Below are 24763 nucleotides of genomic sequence, written 5' to 3'. Positions count from 1 at the left end.
GGCGAGCGAAGCGAGTCAATCCCCCCCTCACCGCCATATTTGAGAAAGAGCTCGTACGCAAGTACGGGCTTTTTTTTCGCATGTTGCACACCTGCGGGGGGATGAGAAGCCCCGGCCGGGGGCGGTAATTGGTGACGAAACTGTGCTTTCTATTCATTGACAGATTTCTCAACATAATTAAAATATAACGTTGCATCGGTTTTTTTGTATTGTAGATGGTTTATTTTTTCACTTGAAAAGTGGCTTTCAATTGTGCCTTAACGCAAATTTGCTTTGCCTTTTCAGAGTCCTCAGAAATGTATTGTGCAAAAACATAAAAACCACGTATTTTACAAACTCAGATGGATTGATTAAAAGGACATAGAAATGGAAAACGATAGCCTGTATCATTTCACTACCTATGATAATTTTGTTAGCATTATCAAATCAAAAAAAATCTTCATGTTTAATGCGTTTAGCATGAAAGATACACAGGAAGTCATAGCCGGCCTTGAAGCATCAATCTTAGTTGTCGACGATATAATATCTTCAATAGAAAATAATGACACATTAATTAATTCGTTCACCGTTGCAAAGAAAAACATTCTTAAAGAAATTGAAAAAATAAATAAAACAGATGCCATTTTGCAAGACGTTTTTTATTTCTATATACTTTCACTTTGTCGTAATATTGAAAATGAATATCTTTGGGATAACTATGCGAATAATAATACTGGTGTGGCTATTGAATTCAGTAAAAATGAAATGGAAGAAAATATATCACCATATAACGATGATTTTCACCCACAGGTGATTTCCTGGGATACCAGAGATACTATAGTCCCTTACCTTACAGGGTATATTAACAATTTACCATTACGTCCAATTCATTACAGCTTTAACAGTTATAATGAATTGTTGAAAGCAGAACTTGAGCAATTCAAAAAAGAAAAACATAAAGATCAAAACTGCGCTACCTGGATACAACTGATCATCTTCAACTTATCATCAAGTTTTAAACTGATTTCTGAAACTGATTATGCTAAAGAAGAAGAGACACGGTTCTTATTCAGCTTGTCACATACAGGAACCTCACAGGACCTCACCTTTTATTTTAATAAATTTTTTTACAATATAGATGATTTAAAAGTTAATAGCAGGAAATACATCCCCCTGCATCTTAACCCATTGGAGAAAGAAACATGGCCACTGCCATTTCAGAAAAAACATGAGTTAATCATGTCAAACTGCTATCCATTTGCTCATATCAAACGAATTGTGCTAGGAAAACACAATAAACAATTAATTCACGATATAGAAAATTTTTTACATCAATCTGGATTTTATAATATAGAGGTCATAAAAATGCCTAATTAATATAAATAAAAACCTTAAATTATTGTATAAAGTGATCGATATATTATGAATACAATTTTTATCAAAAAAACATTTAAATCAAGAATAATTCCTCTAATGTCGTAGTAAGTGTCACAGTGACCGCACTGAATGTGTGTCAGAAACTCTATTAAATCATCTACTTTGCTTCATTTTATTCAAGCCCCCCCCTAAACCTCACAAAAATCAAGGAAGGCAAAAAAGATCCTTACTGCACACGAATTGAATTGCCCAAAAACAAAGCCCGGTTTCCCGGGCCTTGAACACAACAGCATACTCAGTAGTACGCGTTCAGCGTGCGTTGGCACAGCGCCGAACGGACGCAGTCATCTTTAGTGAAACGCACCACACCCACCATATCGTCTTCAACAAAACGTGACATTGCATCGCTCAGTCCAGATTTCACACCGGACGGCAGGTCGCATTGAGTAATATCGCCATTGACGATAACCGTCACGTTTTCCCCGAGGCGCGTTAAAAACATCTTCATTTGCGCAGCGGTCACGTTCTGAGCCTCGTCAAGAATAACGACCGCATTTTCAAATGTACGTCCGCGCATATAGGCGAACGGCGCGATTTCCACCTTGCCAATCTCTGGTCGCAGGCAGTACTGCATAAAAGAAGCACCCAGTCGTTTCACCAGTACGTCGTAAACCGGTCTGAAATACGGGGCAAACTTCTCCGATATGTCTCCGGGCAAGAAGCCGAGATCTTCATCAGCTTGCAGTACCGGACGAGTGACAATAATCCTGTCCACGTCCTTATGGATCAGAGCCTCCGCCGCTTTGGCTGCACTAATCCAGGTTTTCCCGCATCCGGCTTCGCCGGTTGCAAAGATCAGCTGTTTACTCTCGATAGCATTCAGGTAGTGCGCCTGAGCGTCATTGCGCGCCACAATTGGTGAATTATCACGGCTGTCCCGCGCCATGCCAATTGCTTCTACGCCACTCATCTGCACAAGCGAGGTGACCGATTCTTCTTCACGCTGTTTATGGCTGCGTGAATCCCGTCTCAGCACACGTTTTGCTTCACGACGAGCTTTGATCACTGCTTTCTGTCTTCCCATGGATAGCACCTTGAGTTGTTGGTATTCATCACACGCGCCTGTCACGGCACGATTATGCGCACGAACATCTGAGGGTTGGCTTCCTTGTAAGCCATTGCTTGTATTTCCGGATGACGATACAGAACGGCTACGCGCACCATTTTGCACGTCGGTAGAATGATGATGTTTTGTGGGAGGGGAGAATTTTGTGGTGAAGAAATCGCTGCCGGAGTCTGAGCCTCCGCGCCGGGTGCTGCGGTTGTTGTGTTTACCTTGTCCAGTACAGGACGCAACCATTCGCGATCTCCATAGTGATTCAGTATCACTGCCGGGAACTACCGCTGTCTTATATTAAGTACACCAAGGATTATCATAAATGCAACATTTATTTTACCTTGATGCAACTTACAGACTGTCCCTACAGCGTAATCAGTCTCTTACAGGGATATTACAGAAATATAACAGTGGGATAGTCATACGAAAAAATAATATCCCGCTCGGGCGAGCGGGATAGGTCTCAGGCTTCGATAAGCCCTTGTGCAAGATACACTTTTTGATCGTGAGGCCCTGGCAAGGCAAAGAAATAACCACCGCCAATCGGCTTAATATACTCTTCCAGCGCTTCGCCATTTAACCGCTTCTGCACAGTTAAAAAGCCCTTCTCCAGATCGTGCTGATAGCAGACAAACAGCAAGCCCATATCCAGTTGCCCGGAGTTAGTCACACCAAGCGAGTAACTATACCCGCGGCGCATCATCAGGTTCGACTGCGTCTCCTTCGTGCGCGGGTTCGCCAGCCGAATATGGCTGTCCAGGGCAATGGTGTCCCCTTCAGGATCGCGCGCATAGTCAGGTACATCGTGCTCGTTTTTCATGCCGAGCGGCGCACCACTTTGCTTGTCACGACCAAAGATAGTCTGCTGCTCTTTAAGCGGCGTCCTGTCCCAGAACTCGACGTGGAACTGAATGATACGCACAGCCTGGTAGCTGCCGCCCACGGCCCACGCAGGTTCACCCTGGTTGGCCGTCACCCACACCACCTCTTTCATTAAGGCCGAATCCGTGCTGTCCGGGTTCGCCGTGCCGTCTTTAAAGCCCAGCAGGTTAACCGGCGTCTCTTTGCCCTTACTGCGGGCTGCATGGTCAGAGATAAAACCTTCCCGCTTCCAGCGTACGCTCAGGAGATCCGGCGTGTGCTTGATGATATCGCGCAGAGCGTGGATCACCGTGTCCTGGGTATTAGCACAGATCTGCAGCAACAGATCGCCGTGACACAGGGCAGCATCCAGCGAATCATTCGGGAAACGCGTCATTTTTTGCAGCGCTTTCGGCTTCTGTTTCGCCAGGCCGTAACGCGCATCAAACAATGACTCCCCAACAGAAACAGTGATGGTCAGGTTATCAGGAGCAATAAACGGCCCCAGAATACCAGAGTCCATCGGCGGCAAACGCGGGTTAGGCGTATCCGGTGCAGGGCCGCCTGCCGTAAGAAAGGCAATGCGTTTCGTCAGCAAACGGAACAGACGTTCCAGATCCGCTTTATCACTCGCCAGAGAATCGAAAGCCACCAGCATCATCGCCGCCTGCTGCGGCGTCAAAATACCTGACTGGTGTTCGCCATAAAAAGGCTGCGTTTCCATACGGTCGTTAGGCGAAAGTGTGCCTGGGGCACTTTGCGGTTTTGCCGCATGTGCCACCGGGCAACCGCCAGCCAGAGCAAGCGCGCCGCCAAGCGCCCCTACCCCTTTCAGCAACCGACGTCGTGAGGGTTCAGCAACGTCGTATTCATCATTCTTGCTCATCGTACTTAGTCCAGACCCAGAACGCCGCGCAACTGAGCCAGATCTTCCGCCAGGGTCGTAATTGGGCCTTTCAGCGCATTACGGTCGGCATCGGTCAGCTTGTCATAGGTTTCATAACCGTCTTTGGTACGGTATTTCGCCAGAATGGTGTTCACTTTCTTGAAGTTCGCATCCACTTTAGCCAGCAGTTCGCTGTTATCTTTCTGCAACTGAGGACGCAGCAGGTCGACAATTTTCTGCGCGCCTTCCACGTTTGCCTGGAAGTCCCACAGGTCGGTATGGCTGTAGCGATCTTCTTCACCGCTGATTTTGCTGGCTGCCACTTCTTCAATCAGCCCCGCCGCACCACCCACCACTTTTGACGGTGGGAAGGCCAGTTCGCTGATGCGTTTTTGCAGTTCCAGCACGTCAGTATTCAGTTGCTCAGCATACTTCTCCATCCCTTTGGTGGAGTTGTCGCCAAACAGGGCTTTTTCCAGACGGTGGAAACCGGTGAATTTAGGATCAGCCGCTTTCTGCTCGTAGTCATCTTCACGGGCGTCGATGCTGCCATCCAGGTCAGAGAACAGTTCTGCAATCGGTTCAATGCGCTCGTAGTGCTGGCGAGTTGGCGCATACAGGGCTTTCGCTTTTTCGATATCACCAGCTTTCACCGCGTCGGTAAAGGCTTTCGTCCCGGTCACAAGGTCAGCAGTCTCTTTCGTGACATAGGCTTTATACGCCGTAATCGCTCCGCCCAGGCTCAGCAAGGCTTCACTTTTGGCTGCATCGGCTGTCGCTTCGCCCTTCACAATCAGCTTGCCTTTCGGGTTGGTCAGCAGACCACAGGTCATGTCGTATTCACCCGGCTGCAGGTTGGCCGTCATTTTCTGGGTAAAGCCAGGCGCGATATTTTCACGCTCCTCCACCACCATTACGCCTTTGAGGATTTCCCATTCCAGCGCCTTCTGGCTATGGTTCTGAATAATAAACTGCGTTTTACCGCTGTTGACCGTGACAGTCATCGGCTCACACTGTTTGTCATTCACGGTAACTTTAACCTGCGGAATATCTGCCGCGCCTGCTGAGAAAGCAGACGCAAACAGCGCTGCCACACCAACCTGTAACGCACTACGACGAAAATGAATTGCCATGACCCTTCCCTTTCTTAAGTATGTTGTAACGACGTAGCACTTCAGGGCGCAGTACGCGACGGCTGAGTGCTGGGGCGTGATGGCATAAAGAACAGCACCAGCGCCGGAATGAGATAGATGAAATACATCGCCACTTCGCTGACGCTCGGCGTTTCCTGATACCCGAAAATACCTTCGAGCAGCGTCCCGGTCAGAGAATGGGTGGTGAGAACGTTACTGAGATCGAACGCAACATCCTGGAAGTGGTTCCACAGACCCGCCTCATGGAAGGCGCGAATAGCTCCTGCCGCCAGGCCTGCAGCAACCAGCAGAATAAACAGACTTGTCCACTTGAAGAATGCGCCCAGGTTAAGACGAATACCGCCCCAATAGAGCAAGAATCCTAATACCACGGCCGTTGCCAGCCCCAGCATTGCGCCAAGCGGCGGCCAAATACCCACATCTTGCTGGAAAGCAGCTAACAGGAAAAAGACCGATTCCAGGCCTTCGCGCGCCACAGCAAAAAAGACCATCATGATCAATGCCCAGCCGTGGTTGTTGCTTTTTTGCAGGGCATTATCAACGGCCTGCTCCAGTTGAACCTTCACATTGCGGGACACTTTACGCATCCAGAACACCATCCAGGTCAGGATGACCACCGCAATCACCGCAACAATGCCTTCAAACAGCTCTTGCTCTTTTTGCGGGAATTCACCGGTGGTTTCGTTGATCAGGATCCCCAGCCCAAGACACAGGGCAGCGGCGAGGATCACCCCAATCCACATCACCCCAATCCAGCGTCCTCGCTGAGTGCGTTTCAGGTAACTGGCGATAAGGCTGACGATGAGAGCCGCTTCAAGGCCTTCACGCAACATAATGAGAAATGGAACAAACATGCCGACACCTTAATTGTTAATCGCAGTCAACTGATGCAAAGAAAAGTAAATTCATGTGATAGTGATTATCATTACGCCACACAGAAACACAAGTGAAATGTGTGGTGTTTTGATGACGAGATGTAAATCACTCGCTGATTAATAGTTTCACCCGTTATCGTTGTATTTATAACTTATAACCCAAATGCCCATTTACGGTTAATCACAGCTGTGGCTAAATATGCGGCTCGCAAACCAACTGAACATTCATCATGTATAACTTTGTCCATTTCCTGCTGGCGCTGGTCATTATTCTTGCGCTTGCCTGGCTGGTGAGTTTTGACCGCCGAAAAATTCGTATTCGCTTCGTTTTACAGCTTATTGTTATTGAAATTGCGCTGGCATTCTTTTTCCTGCATGCCGAAAGCGGGTTATTCATTATTAAATATGTCTCCGGCTTCTTTGAATCACTGCTTAAATTCGCCTCGGAAGGGACCAATTTTGTCTTTGGTGGCATGGGTGAAAAAGGGCTGGCATTCATATTCCTTGGCGTACTTTGCCCCATTATTTTTATTTCTGCCCTGATTGGTATCCTTCAGCACTGGCGGATTTTACCGATCTTTATCCGGGTCATCGGCACGCTGCTGTCGAAACTGAATGGGATGGGTAAACTGGAGTCCTTTAACGCGGTGAGTTCGCTTATTTTAGGGCAATCAGAAAACTTCATTGCCTACAAAGGCGTACTGGGCGATCTCTCCTCCCGTCGCCTGTTCACCATGGCAGCTACCGCAATGTCGACCGTATCCTTGTCGATTGTCGGAGCCTACATGACGATGCTCGATGCAAAATTTGTCGTTGCTGCGCTCATTCTGAACATGTTCAGTACCTTTATTATTCTGTCTGTCATTAACCCGGCGCGTCCGGAAGGCGAGCCGGATATTCATCTGGAAAAACTGCACGAGTCGCAGAGTTTCTTTGAGATGCTGGGCGAGTATATTTTGGCCGGCTTTAAAGTAGCGATGATTATTCTGGCGATGCTGATTGGCTTTATTGCCCTTATTAGTGCCATCAACGCCCTCTTCTCCAGCGTATTTGGCATGAGCTTCCAGCAGATCCTGGGCTATGTGTTTTATCCTCTGGCGTGGCTTATCGGTATTCCACTGAGCGATGCGTTAAATGCAGGCAGTATTATGGCAACCAAGCTGGTGGCAAATGAATTTGTGGCGATGATTGAACTGCAAAAAATTGCCAGTCAGATGACACCACGTGGTCTGGGTATTCTCTCTGTATTCCTGGTCTCTTTCGCTAACTTTGCGTCAATCGGTATTGTGGCTGGCGCCATTAAAGGCCTGAACGAAAAACAAGGGAACATGGTCTCTCGCTTCGGTCTGCGTCTGGTGTATGGCGCAACGCTGGTCAGTCTGCTGTCCGCGAGCTTTGCCGGTTTAGTGCTGTAATTTATGCCCGGCGGCCTGGCGCTTGCGCGGGCCTGCCGGTTTGACAAGCCGGGTAAGCGCCAGGCCACCCGGCGAGTTTTATCAGAACTGTACACACACCGGTTGATCGACACGCATCACCGACTCCTGCGCAAAGCGTGATTTATAGATCCCACGCAATGCCTCAATACTCTTCTCACTCTGCGCGTCTTTGCCGTGGATCAGCATCAGCGCCTTACTCTGCTCACGAGCCACTTTTCCGTCGTTACCCAGCCATTGACCGCGTGCATCAAACACCGTTAAACCATCACGAAAACGCGGCGTCACATCCTGGTCAACAAACTGCTGCCATTCCTGACCCGTAATGTCTTTCCCTGCCGGGCGGCTCAGCCCGAAATAGAGCGTGGTTTGCTGCATCTGGTTGTCCGCTTTGCAGGTATCAACCGCAGCATGTTGCGATGGTGCATTGCAGCCAGCCAGCATCAAAAGTGCAGCCGCCATAAGCCCTGTTTTGATTGTCATTATTCGCTATCCTCATTGTTATAAGCACAGCGATATCAACGTAAATTGCGGAATTTAGCAAGAGGGGTTTGTTCCCTCTCCCAAAGGGAGAGGGTCAGAGTAAGAAGAGGAATTACTCAGGCTGCAGTTTAGACGGAGGTGCAGAGTGGTAATGCGCATCCGCTTCAGCAAAGCGTTTTTGCATTGCCGCTGATGGCGCTTTGCCCAGCAGGCTGAACACCACAATACCGACGCTGCCGAAGATAAAGCCTGGGATGATTTCATACAGCCCCAGCCACGCGAACTGTTTCCAGACGATAACCGTTACCGCGCCAATGATCATCCCGGCGAGTGCACCATTTCGCGTCATACGCGACCACAGCACAGAGAAGAGCACTACAGGGCCAAACGCCGCACCGAAGCCCGCCCAGGCATAGCTCACCAGGCCGAGAACACGGTTTTCAGGGTTTGCCGCCAGCGCGATAGAGATCAGCGCCACCACCAGCACCATGAAACGCCCTACCCACACCAGCTCGGTCTGGCTTGCCCCTTTACGCAGGAACGCCTTGTACAGGTCTTCCGTAATCGCACTGGAGCAGACCAGCAACTGACAGCTCAGGGTTGACATCACTGCCGCCAGAATCGCCGACAGCAGAATACCGGCAATCCACGGGTTGAACAGGATTTGCGCCAGCTCGATGAACACGCGCTCGGCGTTCTGGTTCACCGCGCCTGCCTGTGCCGGGTTGTTATTGAAGTAGGCAATACCGAAGAAGCCTACCGCACACGCCCCTGCCAGGCAGAGGATCATCCAGGTCATACTGATACGACGCGCGTGAACGATGGTGTGGTGGGAATCTGCCGCCATAAAGCGTGCCAGGATATGCGGCTGACCGAAGTAGCCCAGGCCCCAGCCCATCAGGGAAACGATGGCGACAAAGTTCAGGCCTTTCAGCATATCAACGTTTTCGATGCTCTTTTGCTTGATCACTTCCAGCGAATCGCCAAAGCCACCCACGGTAATAATCACGATCACTGGCGTCAGGATCAGCGCAAAAATCATCAGACTTGCCTGAACGGTATCGGTCCAGCTAACGGCCAGGAAGCCGCCCACAAAAGTATAGAGGATCGTTGCGGCCGCTCCGGCCCATAGCGCCGTTTCGTAGCTCATACCAAAGGTACTTTCGAACAGACGCGCACCGGCCACAATGCCGGAGGCACAATAGATAGTGAAGAACACCAGAATAACCACAGCAGAGATAATGCGCAGAATACGGCTCTTATCTTCAAAACGGCCGGTGAAATAATCCGGCAGCGTCAGGGCATTATTGTTAGCTTCGGTGTGCACACGCAGGCGCCCTGCCACCAGTTTCCAGTTGATCCACGCCCCCAGCGTCAAACCAATGGCGATCCAGCTTTCTGAAATACCTGAGATGAAAATCGCCCCTGGTAACCCCATCAGCAGCCACCCGCTCATGTCGGATGCACCCGCAGAAAGTGCGGTCACCATCGGGCCTAAACTGCGGCCACCCAAAATATAGTCATCGAAGTTCTTCGTCGACCGCCATGCCAAAAACCCTATCAGGATCATGCCAAAGATATAAACGAGAAATGTCACCAGCATCGGTGTGCTAATTGCCATTCAAACTCTCCAAAATTGTCGTGCGACAACCATCCGGGCTGCCTTGTTATGTCATCACCGGAACGTGGTGATGTGTGTCTACCCGTCATGCTTCAGGGTATATGAGCTTCTGTTGGGCGCGCTATCCTGCCGTATACGCATCCCGCTGACAAACGATTTAACACTGCATTTACATCAAATTCATCCCTGGTTTTATAGGTCTTTCCTATAGGTTGCACTCGCTCACGCTTTTACGGGTTGCACCTTTTAAAAGTGTTAACTCCCGCATAAAAACAGGCTTTGAAGGCACATGCCAGCTAATTTTTCCAGCTAACCGTCTATTAACAATCCATTCATTTTCCAGCTTGCAAACCATGTCACATTTAACACGGTTGCACAAAGTTGCAACATGGTGGATATTTCACGCTATCGACAGAACATCAATACCGAACAACAGGAGTTTTGGCATGGGCATGACCACCATGGGGGTTAAGCTGGATGACGCAACACGCGAAAGAATTAAAACCGCAGCGACCCGTATTGACCGCACACCACACTGGTTAATTAAGCAGGCGATTTTCAATTATCTCGAAAGGCTGGAAAGCGAAGACGGCCTGCCGGAGTTACCCGCCCTGCTGGCGGGCGCGGCAAACGAAAGTGATGATGCCACCAGCAATACAGAAGAAAACCACCAGCCCTTCCTGGAATTTGCCGAGCAGATCCTGCCCCAGTCCGTGAGCCGGGCGGCGATCACCGGCGCATACCGCCGCGCGGAAACCGACGCCGTCCCCATGCTGCTGGAACAGGCCCGCCTGCCTGAAACCATCGCCGCGCAAGCACACAACCTGGCGTACCAGCTCGCTGACAAACTGCGTAACCAGAAATCCGCCACCGGTCGTGCTGGCATGGTGCAGGGCCTGCTACAGGAATTTTCTCTCTCCTCACAGGAAGGGGTTGCCCTTATGTGTCTGGCAGAAGCGCTGTTGCGTATTCCTGACAAAGCCACCCGCGACGCCCTGATCCGCGACAAAATCAGCAACGGTAACTGGCACTCACACATTGGCCGCAGCCCGTCGCTGTTTGTTAACGCCGCCACCTGGGGACTGCTGTTTACCGGCAAGCTCGTTTCAACCCATAACGAAGCCAATCTCTCCCGCTCACTGAACCGCATTATCGGTAAAAGCGGCGAGCCGCTGATCCGCAAGGGTGTGGATATGGCGATGCGTCTGATGGGCGAGCAGTTCGTCACCGGGGAGACCATCGCCGAAGCGCTGGCCAACGCCCGTAAACTGGAAGATAAAGGTTTCCGTTACTCCTACGATATGCTGGGCGAAGCGGCGCTGACCGCTGCCGACGCACAAGCGTACATGGTGTCCTACCAGCAGGCGATCCACGCCATCGGTAAAGCCTCTAATGGACGCGGTATTTATGAAGGTCCGGGCATCTCCATTAAGCTCTCCGCCCTGCACCCACGCTACAGTCGTGCCCAGTATGACCGCGTGATGGAAGAGCTTTACCCACGCCTGAAATCCCTGACCCTGCTGGCGCGTCAGTACGATATCGGGATCAACATTGATGCGGAAGAAGCTGACCGCCTGGAGATCTCCCTCGACCTGCTGGAAAAACTCTGTTTCGAACCCGAACTGGCAGGCTGGAACGGGATTGGCTTTGTCATTCAGGCTTACCAGAAACGCTGCCCGTTTGTCATTGACTACCTGATTGACCTCGCCACCCGCAGCCGCCGTCGCCTGATGATCCGTCTGGTGAAAGGGGCGTACTGGGATAGCGAAATCAAACGCGCACAGATGGACGGTCTGGAAGGCTATCCGGTCTATACCCGTAAGGTGTACACCGATGTCTCTTACCTTGCCTGTGCGAAGAAACTGCTCGGCGTACCGAACCTGATATACCCGCAGTTCGCAACACACAACGCCCACACGCTGGCAGCCATCTACAGCCTGGCCGGGCAAAACTACTACCCAGGGCAATACGAATTCCAGTGTCTGCATGGCATGGGTGAACCGCTGTATGAACAGGTCACCGGGAAAGTGGCGGACGGAAAACTGAACCGCCCATGCCGTATTTATGCCCCTGTCGGCACACACGAAACGCTGCTGGCCTATCTGGTTCGCCGTCTGCTGGAGAACGGGGCGAACACCTCCTTCGTTAACCGAATTGCCGATACCTCGTTGCCGCTCGACGAACTGGTTGCCGATCCGGTACAGGCTGTTGAGAAAATGGCCGCTCAGGAAGGCCAGATTGGTCTGCCGCATCCGAAGATTGCCCTGCCGCGCGAGCTGTATGGTAAAGGTCGCGTGAACTCCGCAGGCCTGGATCTGGCGAACGAACACCGCCTGGCATCGCTCTCTTCCGCCCTGCTTAACAGCGCCCTGCAAAAATGGCAGGCCAAACCGATCCTTGAAGAGCCGGTAGCTGACGGGGAAATGCAGCCGGTGATTAACCCGGCCGAGCCAAAAGACACCGTCGGTTACGTACGCGAAGCGACGGAGCAGGAAGTGGATCTGGCCCTTAACAGCGCAGTGAACAATGCGCCGATCTGGTTCGCGACCCCGCCACAAGAGCGTGCCGCCATTCTGGAGCGGGCTGCCGTGTTGATGGAAGATCAGATGCAGCAGCTGATTGGCATTCTGGTACGTGAAGCCGGTAAAACCTTCAGCAACGCGATTGCCGAAGTGCGCGAAGCGGTCGACTTCCTGCATTACTACGCCGGTCAGGTTCGTGATGATTTCGACAATGAAACCCACCGCCCGCTTGGCCCGGTGGTCTGTATTAGCCCGTGGAACTTCCCGCTGGCGATCTTTACCGGACAAATCGCTGCCGCACTTGCCGCAGGTAACAGTGTGCTGGCAAAACCGGCGGAACAGACTCCGCTGATTGCCGCCCAGGGGATCAACATTCTCCTTGAAGCGGGTGTACCGGCAGGCGTGGTGCAGTTGCTGCCAGGCCGGGGTGAAACGGTCGGCGCGAAGCTGACGGCCGATAACCGCGTGCGCGGCGTCATGTTTACGGGCTCGACCGAAGTCGCCACGCTTCTGCAACGCAACATTGCCACTCGCCTGGATCCGCAGGGTCGTCCAACGCCGCTGGTTGCCGAAACGGGCGGGATGAACGCCATGATTGTCGACTCATCGGCCCTGACCGAACAGGTCGTCGTCGACGTACTGGCTTCCGCTTTTGACAGTGCGGGACAACGTTGCTCTGCCCTGCGTGTGCTGTGCATACAGGATGATGTTGCCGACCACACGCTGAAGATGCTGCGTGGTGCAATGGCAGAATGCCGCATGGGTAACCCAGGGCGGCTCACCACCGATATCGGCCCGGTCATCGACGCAGAAGCCAAAGGCAATATCGAGAACCACATTCAGGCCATGCGTGCCAAAGGCCGTCCGGTATTCCAGGCCATCCGTGAGAACAGCGAAGATGCCCGTGAGTGGCAAGCCGGAACCTTTGTTCCGCCCACGCTGATTGAACTGGCGAGTTTTGATGAACTGAAAAAAGAGATCTTTGGCCCGGTTCTGCACGTAGTGCGTTACAACCGCAATAATCTGGATCAGTTGATCGAGCAGATTAATGCGTCAGGTTACGGCTTAACGCTGGGAGTACATACCCGTATAGACGAAACCATCGCCCAGGTAACCGGTAGCGCCAACGTCGGTAACCTGTACGTCAACCGTAACATGGTGGGCGCAGTGGTTGGCGTACAGCCTTTCGGAGGAGAAGGTTTATCGGGCACAGGTCCGAAAGCCGGTGGTCCACTTTACCTCTACCGTTTGCTGGCTCATCGCCCGGAAAATGCGCTCAGCATCACCCTCGCACGCCAGGACGCAGAACATCCGGTGGATGCTCAGCTCAAGGCAATCCTCACGCAGCCGCTGGATGCACTCATCACATGGGCAGATAAACGCCCGGAACTGCGCACCCTGTGTCAGCAGTTTGGTGAGCTCGCGCAAGCCGGGACACAACGCCTGCTGCCAGGCCCAACCGGAGAACGCAACACCTGGACATTAATGCCGCGCGAGCGGGTGTTGTGTGTTGCAGATAACGAACAGGATGCTCTGGTTCAACTGGCTGCGGCGGTCGCGACGGGGTGCGAAGTCTTGTGGCCGGAAGAGGGTCTGCACCGCGATCTGGCGAAACAGTTGCCCAAAGAGGTCGCGTCGCGCATTCACTTTGCCCAATCAGATGTCCTGTTCACCCAACCGTTTGATGCGGTGATCTACCACGGGGATTCTGACCAGCTTCGTGCGCTGTGCGAGCAGGTCGCGGCACGCAGCGGAGCGATTGTCTCGGTGCAGGGCTTTGCCCGGGGAGAAACCAATCTCCTGCTGGAGCGCCTCTATATCGAACGCTCGCTCAGCGTCAATACTGCCGCCGCTGGGGGGAACGCCAGCCTGATGACAATCGGCTAACGCTGTGCTAATAAGGCTCCGGAGACGGAGCTTTTTTTATTCGGGGAGTTTATGAAACGATTTCTTATCGCAGGCGCGGCATTGCTGCTGAGCACCAGTGCGCTGGCAGACGAGTGTGCCAACGCCAGCACGCAACTGGAACTGAACACCTGTACAGCACAGCAATATCAGGCAGCCGATAAAAAGCTAAACCAGACCTGGCAGGCCGCGTTAAAGCGTGCCGCTGCACCACAGCGGGATCTGCTGAAAAAAGCACAACAGGCGTGGATCACCCTACGTGATGCCGATTGCGCGTTTATCGGCTCAGGCACGGAAGGCGGCAGCGTTCAACCGATGATCGTTAACCAGTGCCTGGCGGAAAAAACGGTCGAGCGCGAAGCGTTTCTCGCCTCACTGATGCAGTGTGAAGAAGGCGATTTAAGTTGCCCTCTTCCCCCGGCAAACTAACGCACACGGATCCCTTCAATAATCATCCGCTGTACGTTTTCCAGGGTATTCTGGAAAAAGGCTTCGTCCTGCAACGTTTTGCCCGTGACAGCCTCAACCTGGGCCGCAAAATCAGCATAATGCTGGGTTGAGGCCCAGATCATGAAGATCAGATGATGCGGATCGACCGGTGCAAGTTTCCCGTTGGCAACCCATCCGGCAATAATGGCGGATTTATCGGCAACCAGCTGTTTTAAGTCTCCCGTCAGCTCGGCCTTCAGCAACGGCGCTCCCTGCAACATCTCCAGACAGAATAATCGCGATGCCTGCGGGTAATCACGCGATACCTCAAGCTTGAGGCGGATGTACTCTTTTATCGCCACCAGCGGGGTGAACTCTTCGCGAAACGCCTTAAGCGGGGCGAGCCAGATGTCCAGAATCTGTTGCAGCACCGCAACGTAGAGCGCCTCTTTAGACGGGTAGTAATACAGCAAGTTGGTCTTTGATACCCCAGCCTGCTCCGCCACCTGTTCAAGGCGAGTGCCATGAATACCAAACTGCGAAAAGGTGTCCAGCGCCGCTCCCAGGATGGCCTTTTTCTTGGCGCTCACCGCCTGGGACCGTTTACCCGCTGTTTTCACTGCACCTTGTGTCATACCCGCTCTCCTTATTTTGCTTAGCCATCAGCATAGCAAAACCCCTGCTTTCTCTCGACATTCTGTAGCGCAGGGGCTGTGCAAAATTGATGAGGGGAATGTGTTGTGGTGTGAGATGGGTTGTAGGGGGGAAATGATTGAAAACGGAGGCAGGAGTCATATCTGGGGTTGACTGGGGGTTTTAGTGGGTCGGTTGAGGGGGACCGGAATGGCGGGTATGTGCCAGGAGCGGACATTTTGTAGATTATTCGGAGGCATACCAAAAAAGAATTATCACGGACCTGAAAGATAGTTATGCGTCAGGAAAACGCTCCTGACGCAAACTGTAAACGCTAATCAGACTTTCTTTTGTAGAGCATTTACCACAGCCTCGCCCAGTGCTTTAGCCGATGCCGGGTTCTGTCCCGTAATCAATCGCCCGTCGACAACCACTTTATTTTCGAAAATCGGAGCCTCCTCGAAGAGTGCTCCATCTTTTTCTAACGCCGCTTCCAGCTCAAATGGAACAATTTTATCGTAGTGCCGATATGCTTCTTCTTCTGCGGTAAATCCGGTCAGATGACGTCCTTTGATCAACAGTTCGCCATTGCTGAGCTTAACGTTCAACAGCCCGGCAGGCCCGTGGCAAACGGCACTGATGATGCTGTTGTGCTCATACATAGTTCTGACAATATGGATCAGTTGCGGGTTATTAACAAAATCCCACATTGGACCATGTCCCCCGACAAGCAGAATCGCGCTGTAATTTTCTGGATTCACTTTTTCCAGAGCAATAGAATTGGCTAATTTATTACGGTGCTCAGGATTCGTCCAAAAATCGAGATTAGCCCGATCCTTCAGATCGAACCCGTCGAAGGGAGGTAGTCCACCTTTAGGGCTTGCAATATCATAACTCACACCCGCTTTATCAAAAACTTCGACAGGATGAGTTAATTCAGGAAACCAAAATCCCCCGACCAGATCCGGCGTTTTTTTATCCAGACTGGATACCACAATAAGGACTTTTTCTCCCTTTACGCTGATTTGAGCAAGAGCAAGAGGAGACACCGCGCAGAACAGAACTGATGCAAAAAGGCATGTACAGAATTTCAAAATTGTCACAGGTAATTTCTCCAGTGGGTCGTGTAAGTCGACTCTAACTGAAAGAAGTAGCGCCCAACAGACGGTAAAAAAAGGACAATGTGTTTAAAAAAACGATGTAATAACTCTGCATTGTTGCTTAATGTTACTATGAAGTTATCTCCAAAGTTTTAGAAATAATATGACAAGAGGCTACATGGGTCAGTCCGATATCTTTGACGGTTTAAACGAGTTTCTGGCCATTGCAAAGCGCTTGAGCGTTAGAAAGGCAGCTCTTGATATGGGCAAAACGCCGGGCGCTGTAAGTCTGGCTTTGCAACGGCTTGAACATCGCCTTGGAGCGCCACTTTTCCATAGGACGACGCGCAGAATGTCACTAACGGAAACAGGCGAGCATCTTCTTTAGCAAATCACCCCAGCAGCCCAGATAATTGCAACGAGTTTTGAAGACGTCGCGCAATCAGCAAAGTTGCCAACAGGAACGCTGAAACTGATTGTAGAACGCCTTGCGCTCCCTCATGTTCTCGAACCTCTTTTACCTGCATTCAGAGAGGCATGGCCGAATATACATATTGATATTACGGTAAGTAACCGACACGAGAATTTCGTTTCAGAGGGTTATGATGCAGGAATTATGATCGGTTCATATATTGAGCAGGACATGATTGCCATCAGACTCTCACCGCCATTCAGGTGGGCGGTATTCGGTTCTCCCGAATATTTCCAAAAATATGGAAAGCCGAAAAAAACGCAAGACCTCGAACAACATGAATGCATTCGCTTTCGTCGTCCTGAAAAAGGGGATGTTTATCGCTGGGAGTTTATTGAAGACAATGAAAATAAAAAGTTTGAGCCTCGTGGGTTGATTACCGTGAATGACGGAGAATTAATGCGTAGCCTCGCGGTGAGGGGTGCAGGGTTGATTTATTCCTCCACCTTTCACACTTCTCGTGAACTGGCTAATGGTTCTCTGGACGCGGCCTTGCTGGATCTTTCTCCGGGTAACGATGGACTATTCCTTTATTTTTCCAGAGCAGCCAGAAATCAACCCAAACTTCGTGCATTTATCGACTTATGCTCAGAATTAATAACAACCTGAATCGCTAATGTGTTCGTGGCCATCCTTTACATCGAGTACTCTGCCTCATGCCTTTTGATCATTAAAGTAACGTCCGCCCCTCGCTCAAAGTAGCCTCTTAGACACTCGCATATGGGCTGCCTGGTACAGCAGACATTGCAACGCGGGGTATTTGTTGGAACGTTGTGTTGATTGCTCGCTATGGACGTCAATCAGCCACGAGTAAAAAAATGTGAATACCGATCAGATATGCTAAAACATACCCCCGGCCCACAGGTGACAGGGGGTTAATAATAATGCCAGGCTGACCTGCCTGCGACTAACCAGGCGGACTCATGCCGTTATTTTTTGGCGGTGATTTTCGTCACTGAGCCTGTCTGAACTTTATCCCCGGTCGAGCCATACATAGACACCAGATAAACTGCGCCATCAGGCCCGGCGGTCAGGTTGTTTGGCGTATCATCCACCGGGATATTAGCGACCAGTTTACCGTCCTTGTTCAGCACTGCTACGGTTCCGCCTGCACGCGTGGCGGCGAAAACCTGCGATGTCACCGGATCCCAGACGACAGATACTCCCCCGGCACCAATATAGGTATCCGCAAGTACCTTACCGTCCGCATCAAGAACCACGACATTGTTCGTCTCCTGGGACGCGACATACAGACGGCCAGTCTGCGGATCGCGAGCGATGTCGGTTGCGCCCTGCGCCTGAGGTACTTTCACCGTCGTACTCTTGCCGGTTTTGAGATCAATCCAGCCTACCCATGGCGTATCGCGGCTGACGCCGTAGAGCTTGCCGCCAGCGCTATCGAGGATAAGATCGGTACTGTTAAACAGGTTTTTGCCACGCTCCACCACAAACTCCAACTGACCGATGTGCTCCAGCGTTTTGGTGTCATACACTTCGACAAAACCGGTCAGCGCCGCGCTGACATAGGCCCGATTGTTGTCTTCATCAATAACCACATCGCGTGGATGCGAGACCGATCCCTCCGGGAAAACCTTCACAACGGAAAGCGTTTTTGCGTCATAGACGGTCACCGTCTCGGCAAGGGTGTTCGTCGTCCAGACCTGATTATGGGCATTATCAACACCGACGCCGAAGACACCAATCTGCTCACCCTTTTTGTCTTTAGGCAGTGTTGCCTCCGCTTCGACAGCCAGGGTTCTGGCATTCAGTCTCATTAGGCGGCTACCATCCTTCGGGCCGCGTGCAGAGGTCACGAACAGTTTTCCGTCAGCCGACACTGCCGACTGGTAAGCCCGCTCACCGACGGACGTTGTTTGCAGCCTGAAAGCCTCCGTGTTTTTTGGCGGGACAATCTGGGACAATTTCAACATGACCTGCGAAACGCTCGCGGGGTTTTGCGTAATAACAGTGAGTGGATGAAGGCCTGTTGCGGCATCGGCCGGAACGGTCAACGGAATATTGAGGTTTCCCTTCTCGTCGGCGGTCAGTGGTTTCGGTGTCAGGACTTCAACACCATTGAGAATGGTGACGGTCGTGCCCGCCTGCAAGCTCTTAATGGCTATAACCGTTTTATCTCCGGGCTTGACGGGAACTTCCCGTGACCCGGCACGGATGCTACCAGGAAAGGTCGTGGTGGCGGCTGTCCATTGGCTATCGGCGTATGCCGTTGTGGCAGTTGATATCGCAATAGCTGAGGCCAACAGCACTGACCAGACTGAAATTCTTCTCATCTTCTCTCCATAAATTGTATTGATGCTGCTTCTCAACGCAGCCACAGGGTTTTCCCACGCGATGAGTCTTATCTTCCGCCATGAGAACCAGATCTTGTTTTAAGCGCGTTCAACATAGCACACTGATGCAAATAGTTATCATTACTGTTTTGAGTGGTATCTTAAATGATGGGCCTTTACTGTATCGCGGGGAAACGTGGTGTGGGTTTTGGATAGGGTGGGCAGGAGGGACACCTTAAGATTCAACCATTAGAAATGTTAGCTGCGAAAAAACGATGTAGAATTATGTATATTAAACTTAATATTCTGTGACAGCTTGTAATAACAATGGAGTGTTCACGCTGAATAACGCCTGGGCGTTTAAAATTAAAAGATGAAAAATGAGTAATAAGAATATTAAAAGCTACTGTCGTGATTGTTGCAAAAAACTAATTATCAGGAAGTTGGAACATCAATTTTTGCTTTCTATCCGTATAGGGCGAGAAGGTCCATTCCTCGCTCAAACCAGCCCCTCAAGTCCCCCCACACCTTTCCTCGAGCCGCCTCGCATTTTCACTATTTCCCCGACCATTTTACCCCTGTGTATTTATCCATAAGGGTATAATCGGCGTAGTGAAACCACCCAACACAAGCAGTGAGTTTTAGACAGGAAAGTAGATAAACGAGATCGCGGTAAAAAGGTGTAACAGCACCTTTATACCGCTAACCACAAAACAACTAAACAGGAGTTGAATATGGCTGCGAAGAATTTTATGCCAGAGCGGGCTGTTGCCCAAACGGAAAATGCAGTATTTGAAAATGGTGAAGAAATTCGCGAGCAGGTACGCAAAAAGAACCCACGGACGTTGCATGGGGATCCCACCCATTCCGGGCGTGTTCACGCGAGGGATGAGACGGGTTCATCCTGCGGTGAGCTGTATACGCGAATGGAGAACAATTATCTGCCGCTGTCCGGGGAGTGGCTGTCCCGCGCCGGGTTTGCGTATGGCCGCGCGGTAAAAATCCGCGTGATGCCGGATTGCATTGTGATCACCCCGCAGAATACGCGCGAGCTATGGGGCTGTTTAGAAGGGTTAAGCGCAGTGCATACCAATAAGCTCAAGGTGAAAGCGTGGCTGGCGACATTCCCGGGGGCGCTTAATGATACGGGCGATCAGCCGGAGCACAAACGCGTGAACGGGCCTGTGAAGCCCCGGTAAACGCTAACCTGCGATCCCGGTCAGGGCCGGGATCGTTGCCACTTTCCCCCGCCCTTTTTCACCCTCCCTTGCTGCATTCCCTTCATCATGCCCTGCACCTCAATCGCGCATGAACGCCTGATTTCTGTGCAATGTTTTTGACCATTTAGTCCGTTTTTTTAGCCTTCATTTCATCAACTTTGCGTTAACACATTAATAACACAGTCATTTTCAAAACTGGCATCTCCTTTGCAAAACCTTGTTCACGAGGCTGAACAGGATATGCAGGATGCAGCGCCACGTCTGACTTTCACCCCATACAGAGATGAAGAGAGGTTCGTGATGAAAATTGGCGTATTCGTACCTATTGGTAACAACGGCTGGCTGATCTCCACCACCGCGCCGCAGTACATGCCAACCTTTGAGCTGAATAAGGCGATTGTGCAGAAAGCCGAGCATTACCATTTCGATTTTGCGCTGTCGATGATCAAACTGCGCGGTTTTGGCGGCAAGACCGAATTCTGGGATCACAATCTGGAGTCCTTCACCCTGATGGCAGGGCTGGCAGCCGTGACATCGCGCATCCAGATTTACGCAACAGCAGCCACCCTCACCCTGCCCCCGGCCATTGTGGCGCGAATGGCATCAACCATCGACTCCATCTCAGGTGGCCGTTTTGGCGTTAACCTCGTCACCGGCTGGCAAAAGCCAGAATATGACCAGATGGGGATTTGGCCGGGCGACGAATACTTTTCCCGTCGCTATGAGTACCTGACGGAGTACGTCCAGGTATTGCGCGATCTGTGGGGAACTGGCAAGAGCGACTTCAAAGGCGACTACTTCACCATGAATGATTGCCGTGTCAGCCCACAGCCCTCTGTGCCGATGAAGGTTATCTGTGCCGGACAGAGCGATGCTGGCATGGAATTCTCTGCAAAATACGCGGACTTCAACTTCTGCTTCGGAAAAGGCGTTAATACCCCGACAGCCTTCGCGCCAACCGCCGCACGCATGAAAGACGCCGCCGACAAAACCGGACGTGACGTGGGTTCCTACGTGTTGTTTATGGTGATCGCCGACGAAACCGACGACGCTGCGCGCGCAAAATGGGAATGCTACAAGGATGGCGCCGATGACGAAGCCCTGAGCTGGCTCACCGAGCAGAGCCAGAAAGATACCCGCTCCGGCTCCGATACCAACGTTCGCCAGATGGCTGACCCGACTTCAGCAGTCAACATCAATATGGGCACGCTGGTCGGCTCTTACGCCAGTGTGGCACGAATGCTAGACGACGTGGCTAACGTGCCAGGGGCAGAAGGTGTTCTGTTGACCTTTGACGATTTTCTGACCGGTGTTGAAACCTTCGGCGAGCGCATTCAACCGCTGATGCAGTGCCGCTCACACATCCCTGCTGTCACGAAGGAGGTCGCGTAATGACCACGCTCGACGCTCGCCCGGAAGCCATTACCTTTGAGGCACAAAAAAGTGCCCTGATCGTGGTGGATATGCAAAACGCCTATGCCAGCCAGGGCGGTTACCTGGATTTGGCAGGCTTTGATGTCTCCGCGACGAAACCCGTTATTGAGAACATTAAAACGGCTGTCGCTGCCGCACGCGCTGCGGGAATGCTGATTATCTGGTTCCAGAACGGCTGGGACGATCAGTATGTGGAGGCGGGTGGCCCCGGCTCTCCTAACTTCCACAAGTCCAACGCCCTGAAAACCATGCGCAAACAGCCGGATCTCCAGGGCAAGCTGCTGGCAAAAGGCGGCTGGGATTATCAACTGGTTGATGAACTGGTTCCTGAACCTGGCGATATCGTGCTGCCGAAACCCCGCTACAGCGGTTTTTTCAACACCCCGCTCGACAGCCTGCTGCGCTGCCGTGGGATCCGCCACCTGGTCTTTACCGGCATCGCCACCAACGTCTGTGTGGAGTCGACCCTGCGCGACGGTTTCTTCCTTGAATACTTCGGTGTGGTGCTGGAAGACGCCACCCACCAGGCCGGGCCGGAATTTGCCCAGAAAGCCGCGCTATTCAATATCGAAACCTTCTTTGGCTGGGTAAGCACTGTCGCTGATTTCTGCGACGCTCTCTCCCCGCCATCATTAGCCCGTATTGCCTGAGGAGAAACACAATGCCGAAATCCGTGATCATTCCACCGGGCACGAGCACCCCCATTGCCCCGTTTGTCCCCGGCACACTCGCCGATGGCGTGGTGTATGTTTCCGGCACGCTGCCGTTTGATAAGCAAAATAATGTGGTCTACCCCAACGACCCAAAGGCGCAAACCCGCCACGTGCTGGAGACGATCAAAAGCGTTATCGAGACCGCAGGTGGCACGATGGAGGATGTGACATTCAACAGCATCTTTATCACCGACTGGAAAAACTACGCCGCGATTAACGAAATCTATGCCGAGTTTTTCCCTGGCGACAAACCAGCGCGGTTCTGTATTCAGTGCGGGCTGGTCAAACCGGAGGCACTGGTCGAAATCGCCACCATTGCCCATATTGCTAAGTGAGGCTGCCGTGAAAATTTCCGTCTCACCGCCGCCCTTTTCTGGCGCTCCCGTCGTGGTACTGATTGCCGGGCTGGGCGGCAGTGGCAGCTACTGGTTGCCCCAGCTTGCCCTGCTGGAGCAGGAGTACCAGGTGGTGTGTTATGACCAGCGCGGTACGGGGAATAACCCCGACACACTCCCGGAAGGCTACAGCCTGGACACCATGGCGGACGAGTTGTTTCAGGCACTCACAGAGGCAGGCATTCAACGTTTTTGCATGGTCGGCCACGCGCTGGGCGCGCTGGTTGGCCTGCAGATGGCGCTCGATAGACCCGATGCGGTTACCGCTCTGGTGTGCGTCAACGGCTGGCTCACGCTGAATGCCCATACCCGTCGTTGTTTTCAGATCCGTGAACGCCTGCTCCATGCGGGCGGCGCACAGGCGTGGGTAGAGGCGCAGCCGCTGTTTCTCTACCCGGCGGACTGGATGGCTGCTCGCGCACCGCGCATGGAGGCAGAAGAGTCGCTGGCGCTGGCCCATTTCCAGGGCAAAAACAATCTGCTGCGCAGGCTGGCGGCCCTGAAACAGGCCGATTTCAGCCGTCAGGCTGCCCGTATTCGCTGTCCTGTGCAGGTTATCTGCTCCGCTGACGACCTGCTGGTTCCTGCCGTCTGTTCAACTGAGTTGCAGGCCGCAATCCCCGGTTGCCAAAAAGTGGTGATGCGCCAGGGAGGACATGCCTGCAACGTCACCGAACCCGATATCTTTAATACCCTGTTGCTGAACGGGCTGGCCCGCCTGCTGCACAACCATGAACCCGTTTTATAAGGAGCTGCGATGAGCGAAGCCATTAATCCTTCCGCACTGGAAACCCTGTTCACCGGTGCTCGTACGCATAACGGCTGGCAGGATATTCCGGTCAGCGATGAGACACTACGGGAGATCTACGGCCTGATGAAATGGGGGCCGACCTCCGCCAACTGCTCACCTGCGCGCATCGTGTTTGTCCGAAGTGTGGAAGGAAAAGCGAAACTGCGTCCGGCGCTTTCCAGCGGGAACCTGGAGAAAACCCTCAGCGCCCCGGTGACGGCGATTGTCGCCTGGGACAGCGAATTTTATGAGCGTCTGCCCGAGTTGTTTCCACACGGAGACGCAAAAAGCTGGTTTACCTCAAGCCCGGCGCTTGCGGAGGAGACCGCCTTTCGCAACAGCGCTATGCAGGCTGGGTATCTGATCTTTGCCTGCCGCGCCCTGGGGCTCGACACCGGGCCGATGTCTGGATTTGACCGACAAAAAGTCGATGACGCCTTTTTCACGGGTACGACACTGAAAAGTAATCTGCTGATCAACATCGGCTATGGCGATGTCCGCAAACTATACGGGCGTCTGCCCCGGCTGAGTTTTGACGACGCCTGTGGCCTGGCGTAAGGAGCGAAAATGAATACTCCCGATAAACAAACCTTTCGCGATGCGATGGCCTGCCTGGGGGCGGCCGTCAACATCATTACCACCGACGGGCCTGCCGGTTTAGCGGGCTTTACCGCCAGCGCGGTATGCAGCGTGACCGATTCACCACCAACCCTGCTGGTATGTCTGAACCGTGGCGCGTCAGTCTGGCCCACCTTCAGCGAAAACCGCACACTGTGCGTCAATACGCTCAGCGCCGGACAAGAGCCACTGTCGAATCTGTTTGGCGGCAAAACGCCAATGGAAGAACGTTTCTCCGCTGCCCGCTGGCAGACGGGAGAAACGGGCTGTCCGCGTCTGGAAAATGCACTGGCGTCGTTTGACTGCCGTATCAACCAGGTCGTCAGCGTTGGCACTCACGATATCCTGTTTTGCGACATCGTATCGATCGTTCGCCATCCCGTGCCGCAGGGACTGGTGTGGTTTGACCGCGGCTATCACGCACTCTTGCGACCCGCCTGTTAACCCTCCTTAAG

20 protein-coding genes and 1 pseudogene are annotated in these 24763 nt (G+C 52.2%); 12 read left to right on the top strand and 9 right to left on the bottom strand.

Annotated features, from left to right (window positions below):
* Positions 1 to 366: 366 nt before the first annotated feature.
* Entirely contained in the window at positions 367 to 1356 is a 990-nt protein-coding gene (locus GF617_RS08745; protein WP_203451509.1) for a DUF2971 domain-containing protein, read from the top strand.
* A 295-nt stretch (positions 1357 to 1651) separates the two neighbouring features.
* Here GF617_RS08745 and phoH read toward each other — a convergent pair whose 3' ends face one another.
* The 4 genes from phoH to efeU all read right to left on the bottom strand — a co-directional run bounded on the left by phoH (position 1652) and on the right by efeU (position 6228).
* A complete protein-coding gene (phoH, locus tag GF617_RS08740; RefSeq protein ID WP_181623724.1) occupies positions 1652 to 2440 on the bottom strand; it encodes a phosphate starvation-inducible protein PhoH in 789 nt (262 codons plus the stop codon).
* Between the two features lie 496 nt (positions 2441 to 2936).
* Entirely contained in the window at positions 2937 to 4220 is a 1284-nt protein-coding gene (efeB, locus tag GF617_RS08735) for an iron uptake transporter deferrochelatase/peroxidase subunit (protein WP_203451508.1), read from the bottom strand.
* 5 nt (positions 4221 to 4225) lie between these two features.
* On the bottom strand, positions 4226 to 5353 hold the full coding sequence (gene efeO / locus GF617_RS08730) for an iron uptake system protein EfeO (protein ID WP_181623011.1): 1128 nt from the start codon (positions 5351 to 5353) through the stop codon (positions 4226 to 4228).
* Between the two features lie 41 nt (positions 5354 to 5394).
* Positions 5395 to 6228 (bottom strand): iron uptake transporter permease EfeU, encoded by an 834-nt coding sequence (gene efeU, locus GF617_RS08725; RefSeq protein WP_181623010.1) that lies wholly within the window; start codon positions 6226 to 6228, stop codon positions 5395 to 5397.
* Positions 6229 to 6479: 251 nt separating this feature from the next.
* Between efeU and GF617_RS08720 the strand changes: the two genes are divergently transcribed.
* The gene (locus GF617_RS08720; protein ID WP_203451507.1) at positions 6480 to 7664 is read left to right on the top strand and encodes a NupC/NupG family nucleoside CNT transporter; all 1185 of its coding nucleotides are present in this window, start codon (positions 6480 to 6482) and stop codon (positions 7662 to 7664) included.
* 81 nt (positions 7665 to 7745) lie between these two features.
* Here the strand turns inward: GF617_RS08720 and GF617_RS08715 are convergent, their stop codons facing one another.
* Together GF617_RS08715 and putP are read right to left on the bottom strand one after the other, a co-directional pair.
* Positions 7746 to 8165, bottom strand: coding sequence for a DUF3574 domain-containing protein (locus tag GF617_RS08715; protein ID WP_181623008.1), 420 nt, complete (start codon positions 8163 to 8165; stop codon positions 7746 to 7748).
* Positions 8166 to 8277: 112 nt separating this feature from the next.
* The gene (gene putP / locus GF617_RS08710; RefSeq protein WP_181623007.1) at positions 8278 to 9786 is read right to left on the bottom strand and encodes a sodium/proline symporter PutP; all 1509 of its coding nucleotides are present in this window, start codon (positions 9784 to 9786) and stop codon (positions 8278 to 8280) included.
* 446 nt (positions 9787 to 10232) lie between these two features.
* Here putP and putA point away from each other — a divergent pair, with 446 nt between their 5' ends.
* Positions 10233 to 14195, top strand: a complete 3963-nt coding sequence (gene putA / locus GF617_RS08705) for a trifunctional transcriptional regulator/proline dehydrogenase/L-glutamate gamma-semialdehyde dehydrogenase (RefSeq protein ID WP_203451506.1) — start codon at positions 10233 to 10235, stop codon at positions 14193 to 14195.
* Between the two features lie 51 nt (positions 14196 to 14246).
* The gene (locus tag GF617_RS08700) at positions 14247 to 14642 is read left to right on the top strand and encodes a lysozyme inhibitor LprI family protein (RefSeq protein WP_181623005.1); all 396 of its coding nucleotides are present in this window, start codon (positions 14247 to 14249) and stop codon (positions 14640 to 14642) included.
* On the opposite strand, the gene rutR is transcribed toward GF617_RS08700, so the two are convergent.
* Both rutR and GF617_RS08690 read right to left on the bottom strand, forming a co-directional pair.
* On the bottom strand, positions 14639 to 15277 hold the full coding sequence (gene rutR / locus GF617_RS08695; RefSeq protein WP_181623004.1) for an HTH-type transcriptional regulator RutR: 639 nt from the start codon (positions 15275 to 15277) through the stop codon (positions 14639 to 14641). The genes GF617_RS08700 and rutR overlap by 4 nt on opposite strands.
* 336 nt (positions 15278 to 15613) lie before the next feature.
* Positions 15614 to 16378 (bottom strand): type 1 glutamine amidotransferase domain-containing protein, encoded by a 765-nt coding sequence (locus GF617_RS08690; protein ID WP_181623003.1) that lies wholly within the window; start codon positions 16376 to 16378, stop codon positions 15614 to 15616.
* Positions 16379 to 16553: 175 nt separating this feature from the next.
* On the opposite strand from GF617_RS08690, the pseudogene GF617_RS08685 reads away from it, so the two are divergent.
* Positions 16554 to 17456 (top strand): annotated as a pseudogene (locus GF617_RS08685) (LysR family transcriptional regulator).
* A gap of 320 nt (positions 17457 to 17776) precedes the next feature.
* Here the strand turns inward: GF617_RS08685 and GF617_RS08680 are convergent.
* On the bottom strand, positions 17777 to 19138 hold the full coding sequence (locus GF617_RS08680) for a YncE family protein (protein WP_203451505.1): 1362 nt from the start codon (positions 19136 to 19138) through the stop codon (positions 17777 to 17779).
* 734 nt (positions 19139 to 19872) lie between these two features.
* Here GF617_RS08680 and GF617_RS08675 point away from each other — a divergent pair.
* From GF617_RS08675 to rutF, 7 genes are all read left to right on the top strand, one after another.
* The gene (locus GF617_RS08675; protein WP_181623000.1) at positions 19873 to 20337 is read left to right on the top strand and encodes a SymE family type I addiction module toxin; all 465 of its coding nucleotides are present in this window, start codon (positions 19873 to 19875) and stop codon (positions 20335 to 20337) included.
* Positions 20338 to 20658: 321 nt separating this feature from the next.
* Positions 20659 to 21750 (top strand): pyrimidine utilization protein A, encoded by a 1092-nt coding sequence (gene rutA / locus GF617_RS08670; RefSeq protein ID WP_181623723.1) that lies wholly within the window; start codon positions 20659 to 20661, stop codon positions 21748 to 21750.
* The gene (gene rutB, locus GF617_RS08665; RefSeq protein WP_181622999.1) at positions 21750 to 22442 is read left to right on the top strand and encodes a pyrimidine utilization protein B; all 693 of its coding nucleotides are present in this window, start codon (positions 21750 to 21752) and stop codon (positions 22440 to 22442) included. The genes rutA and rutB overlap by 1 nt, the downstream gene beginning before the upstream one ends.
* An 11-nt stretch (positions 22443 to 22453) precedes the next feature.
* Positions 22454 to 22840, top strand: coding sequence for a pyrimidine utilization protein C (gene rutC, locus GF617_RS08660; RefSeq protein WP_181622998.1), 387 nt, complete (start codon positions 22454 to 22456; stop codon positions 22838 to 22840).
* 7 nt (positions 22841 to 22847) lie between these two features.
* The gene (gene rutD / locus GF617_RS08655) at positions 22848 to 23648 is read left to right on the top strand and encodes a pyrimidine utilization protein D (protein WP_181622997.1); all 801 of its coding nucleotides are present in this window, start codon (positions 22848 to 22850) and stop codon (positions 23646 to 23648) included.
* Positions 23649 to 23657: 9 nt separating this feature from the next.
* Positions 23658 to 24248, top strand: coding sequence for a malonic semialdehyde reductase (locus GF617_RS08650; RefSeq protein ID WP_181622996.1), 591 nt, complete (start codon positions 23658 to 23660; stop codon positions 24246 to 24248).
* 9 nt (positions 24249 to 24257) lie between these two features.
* Positions 24258 to 24752, top strand: a complete 495-nt coding sequence (rutF, locus tag GF617_RS08645) for an NADH-dependent FMN reductase RutF (RefSeq protein WP_181622995.1) — start codon at positions 24258 to 24260, stop codon at positions 24750 to 24752.
* Positions 24753 to 24763 lie beyond the last annotated feature (11 nt).

Origin of the sequence: Lelliottia sp. RWM.1 (assembly GCF_016859735.1) — a bacterium.
Taxonomy (GTDB): Bacteria; Pseudomonadota; Gammaproteobacteria; order Enterobacterales; family Enterobacteriaceae; genus Enterobacter.
The sequence above is the reverse complement of the archived record's forward strand: the minus strand, read 5'-3'. Positions and strand labels throughout refer to the sequence as shown.

Bases quoted from the DNA above. Each gene is read 5' to 3' on its own strand.
- GF617_RS08720 (WP_203451507.1), top strand. From the start codon at position 6,480: ATGTATAACTTTGTCCATTTCCTGCTGGCGCTGGTCATTATTCTTGCG.
- GF617_RS08715 (WP_181623008.1), bottom strand. From the start codon at position 8,165: ATGACAATCAAAACAGGGCTTATGGCGGCTGCACTTTTGATGCTGGCT.
- phoH (WP_181623724.1), bottom strand. From the start codon at position 2,440: ATGGGAAGACAGAAAGCAGTGATCAAAGCTCGTCGTGAAGCAAAACGT.
- GF617_RS08675 (WP_181623000.1), top strand. From the start codon at position 19,873: ATGGCTGCGAAGAATTTTATGCCAGAGCGGGCTGTTGCCCAAACGGAA.
- putP (WP_181623007.1), bottom strand. From the start codon at position 9,786: ATGGCAATTAGCACACCGATGCTGGTGACATTTCTCGTTTATATCTTT.
- putA (WP_203451506.1), top strand. From the start codon at position 10,233: ATGGGCATGACCACCATGGGGGTTAAGCTGGATGACGCAACACGCGAA.
- GF617_RS08700 (WP_181623005.1), top strand. From the start codon at position 14,247: ATGAAACGATTTCTTATCGCAGGCGCGGCATTGCTGCTGAGCACCAGT.
- efeO (WP_181623011.1), bottom strand. From the start codon at position 5,353: ATGGCAATTCATTTTCGTCGTAGTGCGTTACAGGTTGGTGTGGCAGCG.
- rutR (WP_181623004.1), bottom strand. From the start codon at position 15,277: ATGACACAAGGTGCAGTGAAAACAGCGGGTAAACGGTCCCAGGCGGTG.
- efeB (WP_203451508.1), bottom strand. From the start codon at position 4,220: ATGAGCAAGAATGATGAATACGACGTTGCTGAACCCTCACGACGTCGG.
- GF617_RS08680 (WP_203451505.1), bottom strand. From the start codon at position 19,138: ATGAGAAGAATTTCAGTCTGGTCAGTGCTGTTGGCCTCAGCTATTGCG.
- rutB (WP_181622999.1), top strand. From the start codon at position 21,750: ATGACCACGCTCGACGCTCGCCCGGAAGCCATTACCTTTGAGGCACAA.
- GF617_RS08745 (WP_203451509.1), top strand. From the start codon at position 367: ATGGAAAACGATAGCCTGTATCATTTCACTACCTATGATAATTTTGTT.
- rutC (WP_181622998.1), top strand. From the start codon at position 22,454: ATGCCGAAATCCGTGATCATTCCACCGGGCACGAGCACCCCCATTGCC.
- rutA (WP_181623723.1), top strand. From the start codon at position 20,659: ATGAAAATTGGCGTATTCGTACCTATTGGTAACAACGGCTGGCTGATC.
- GF617_RS08650 (WP_181622996.1), top strand. From the start codon at position 23,658: ATGAGCGAAGCCATTAATCCTTCCGCACTGGAAACCCTGTTCACCGGT.
- efeU (WP_181623010.1), bottom strand. From the start codon at position 6,228: ATGTTTGTTCCATTTCTCATTATGTTGCGTGAAGGCCTTGAAGCGGCT.
- rutF (WP_181622995.1), top strand. From the start codon at position 24,258: ATGAATACTCCCGATAAACAAACCTTTCGCGATGCGATGGCCTGCCTG.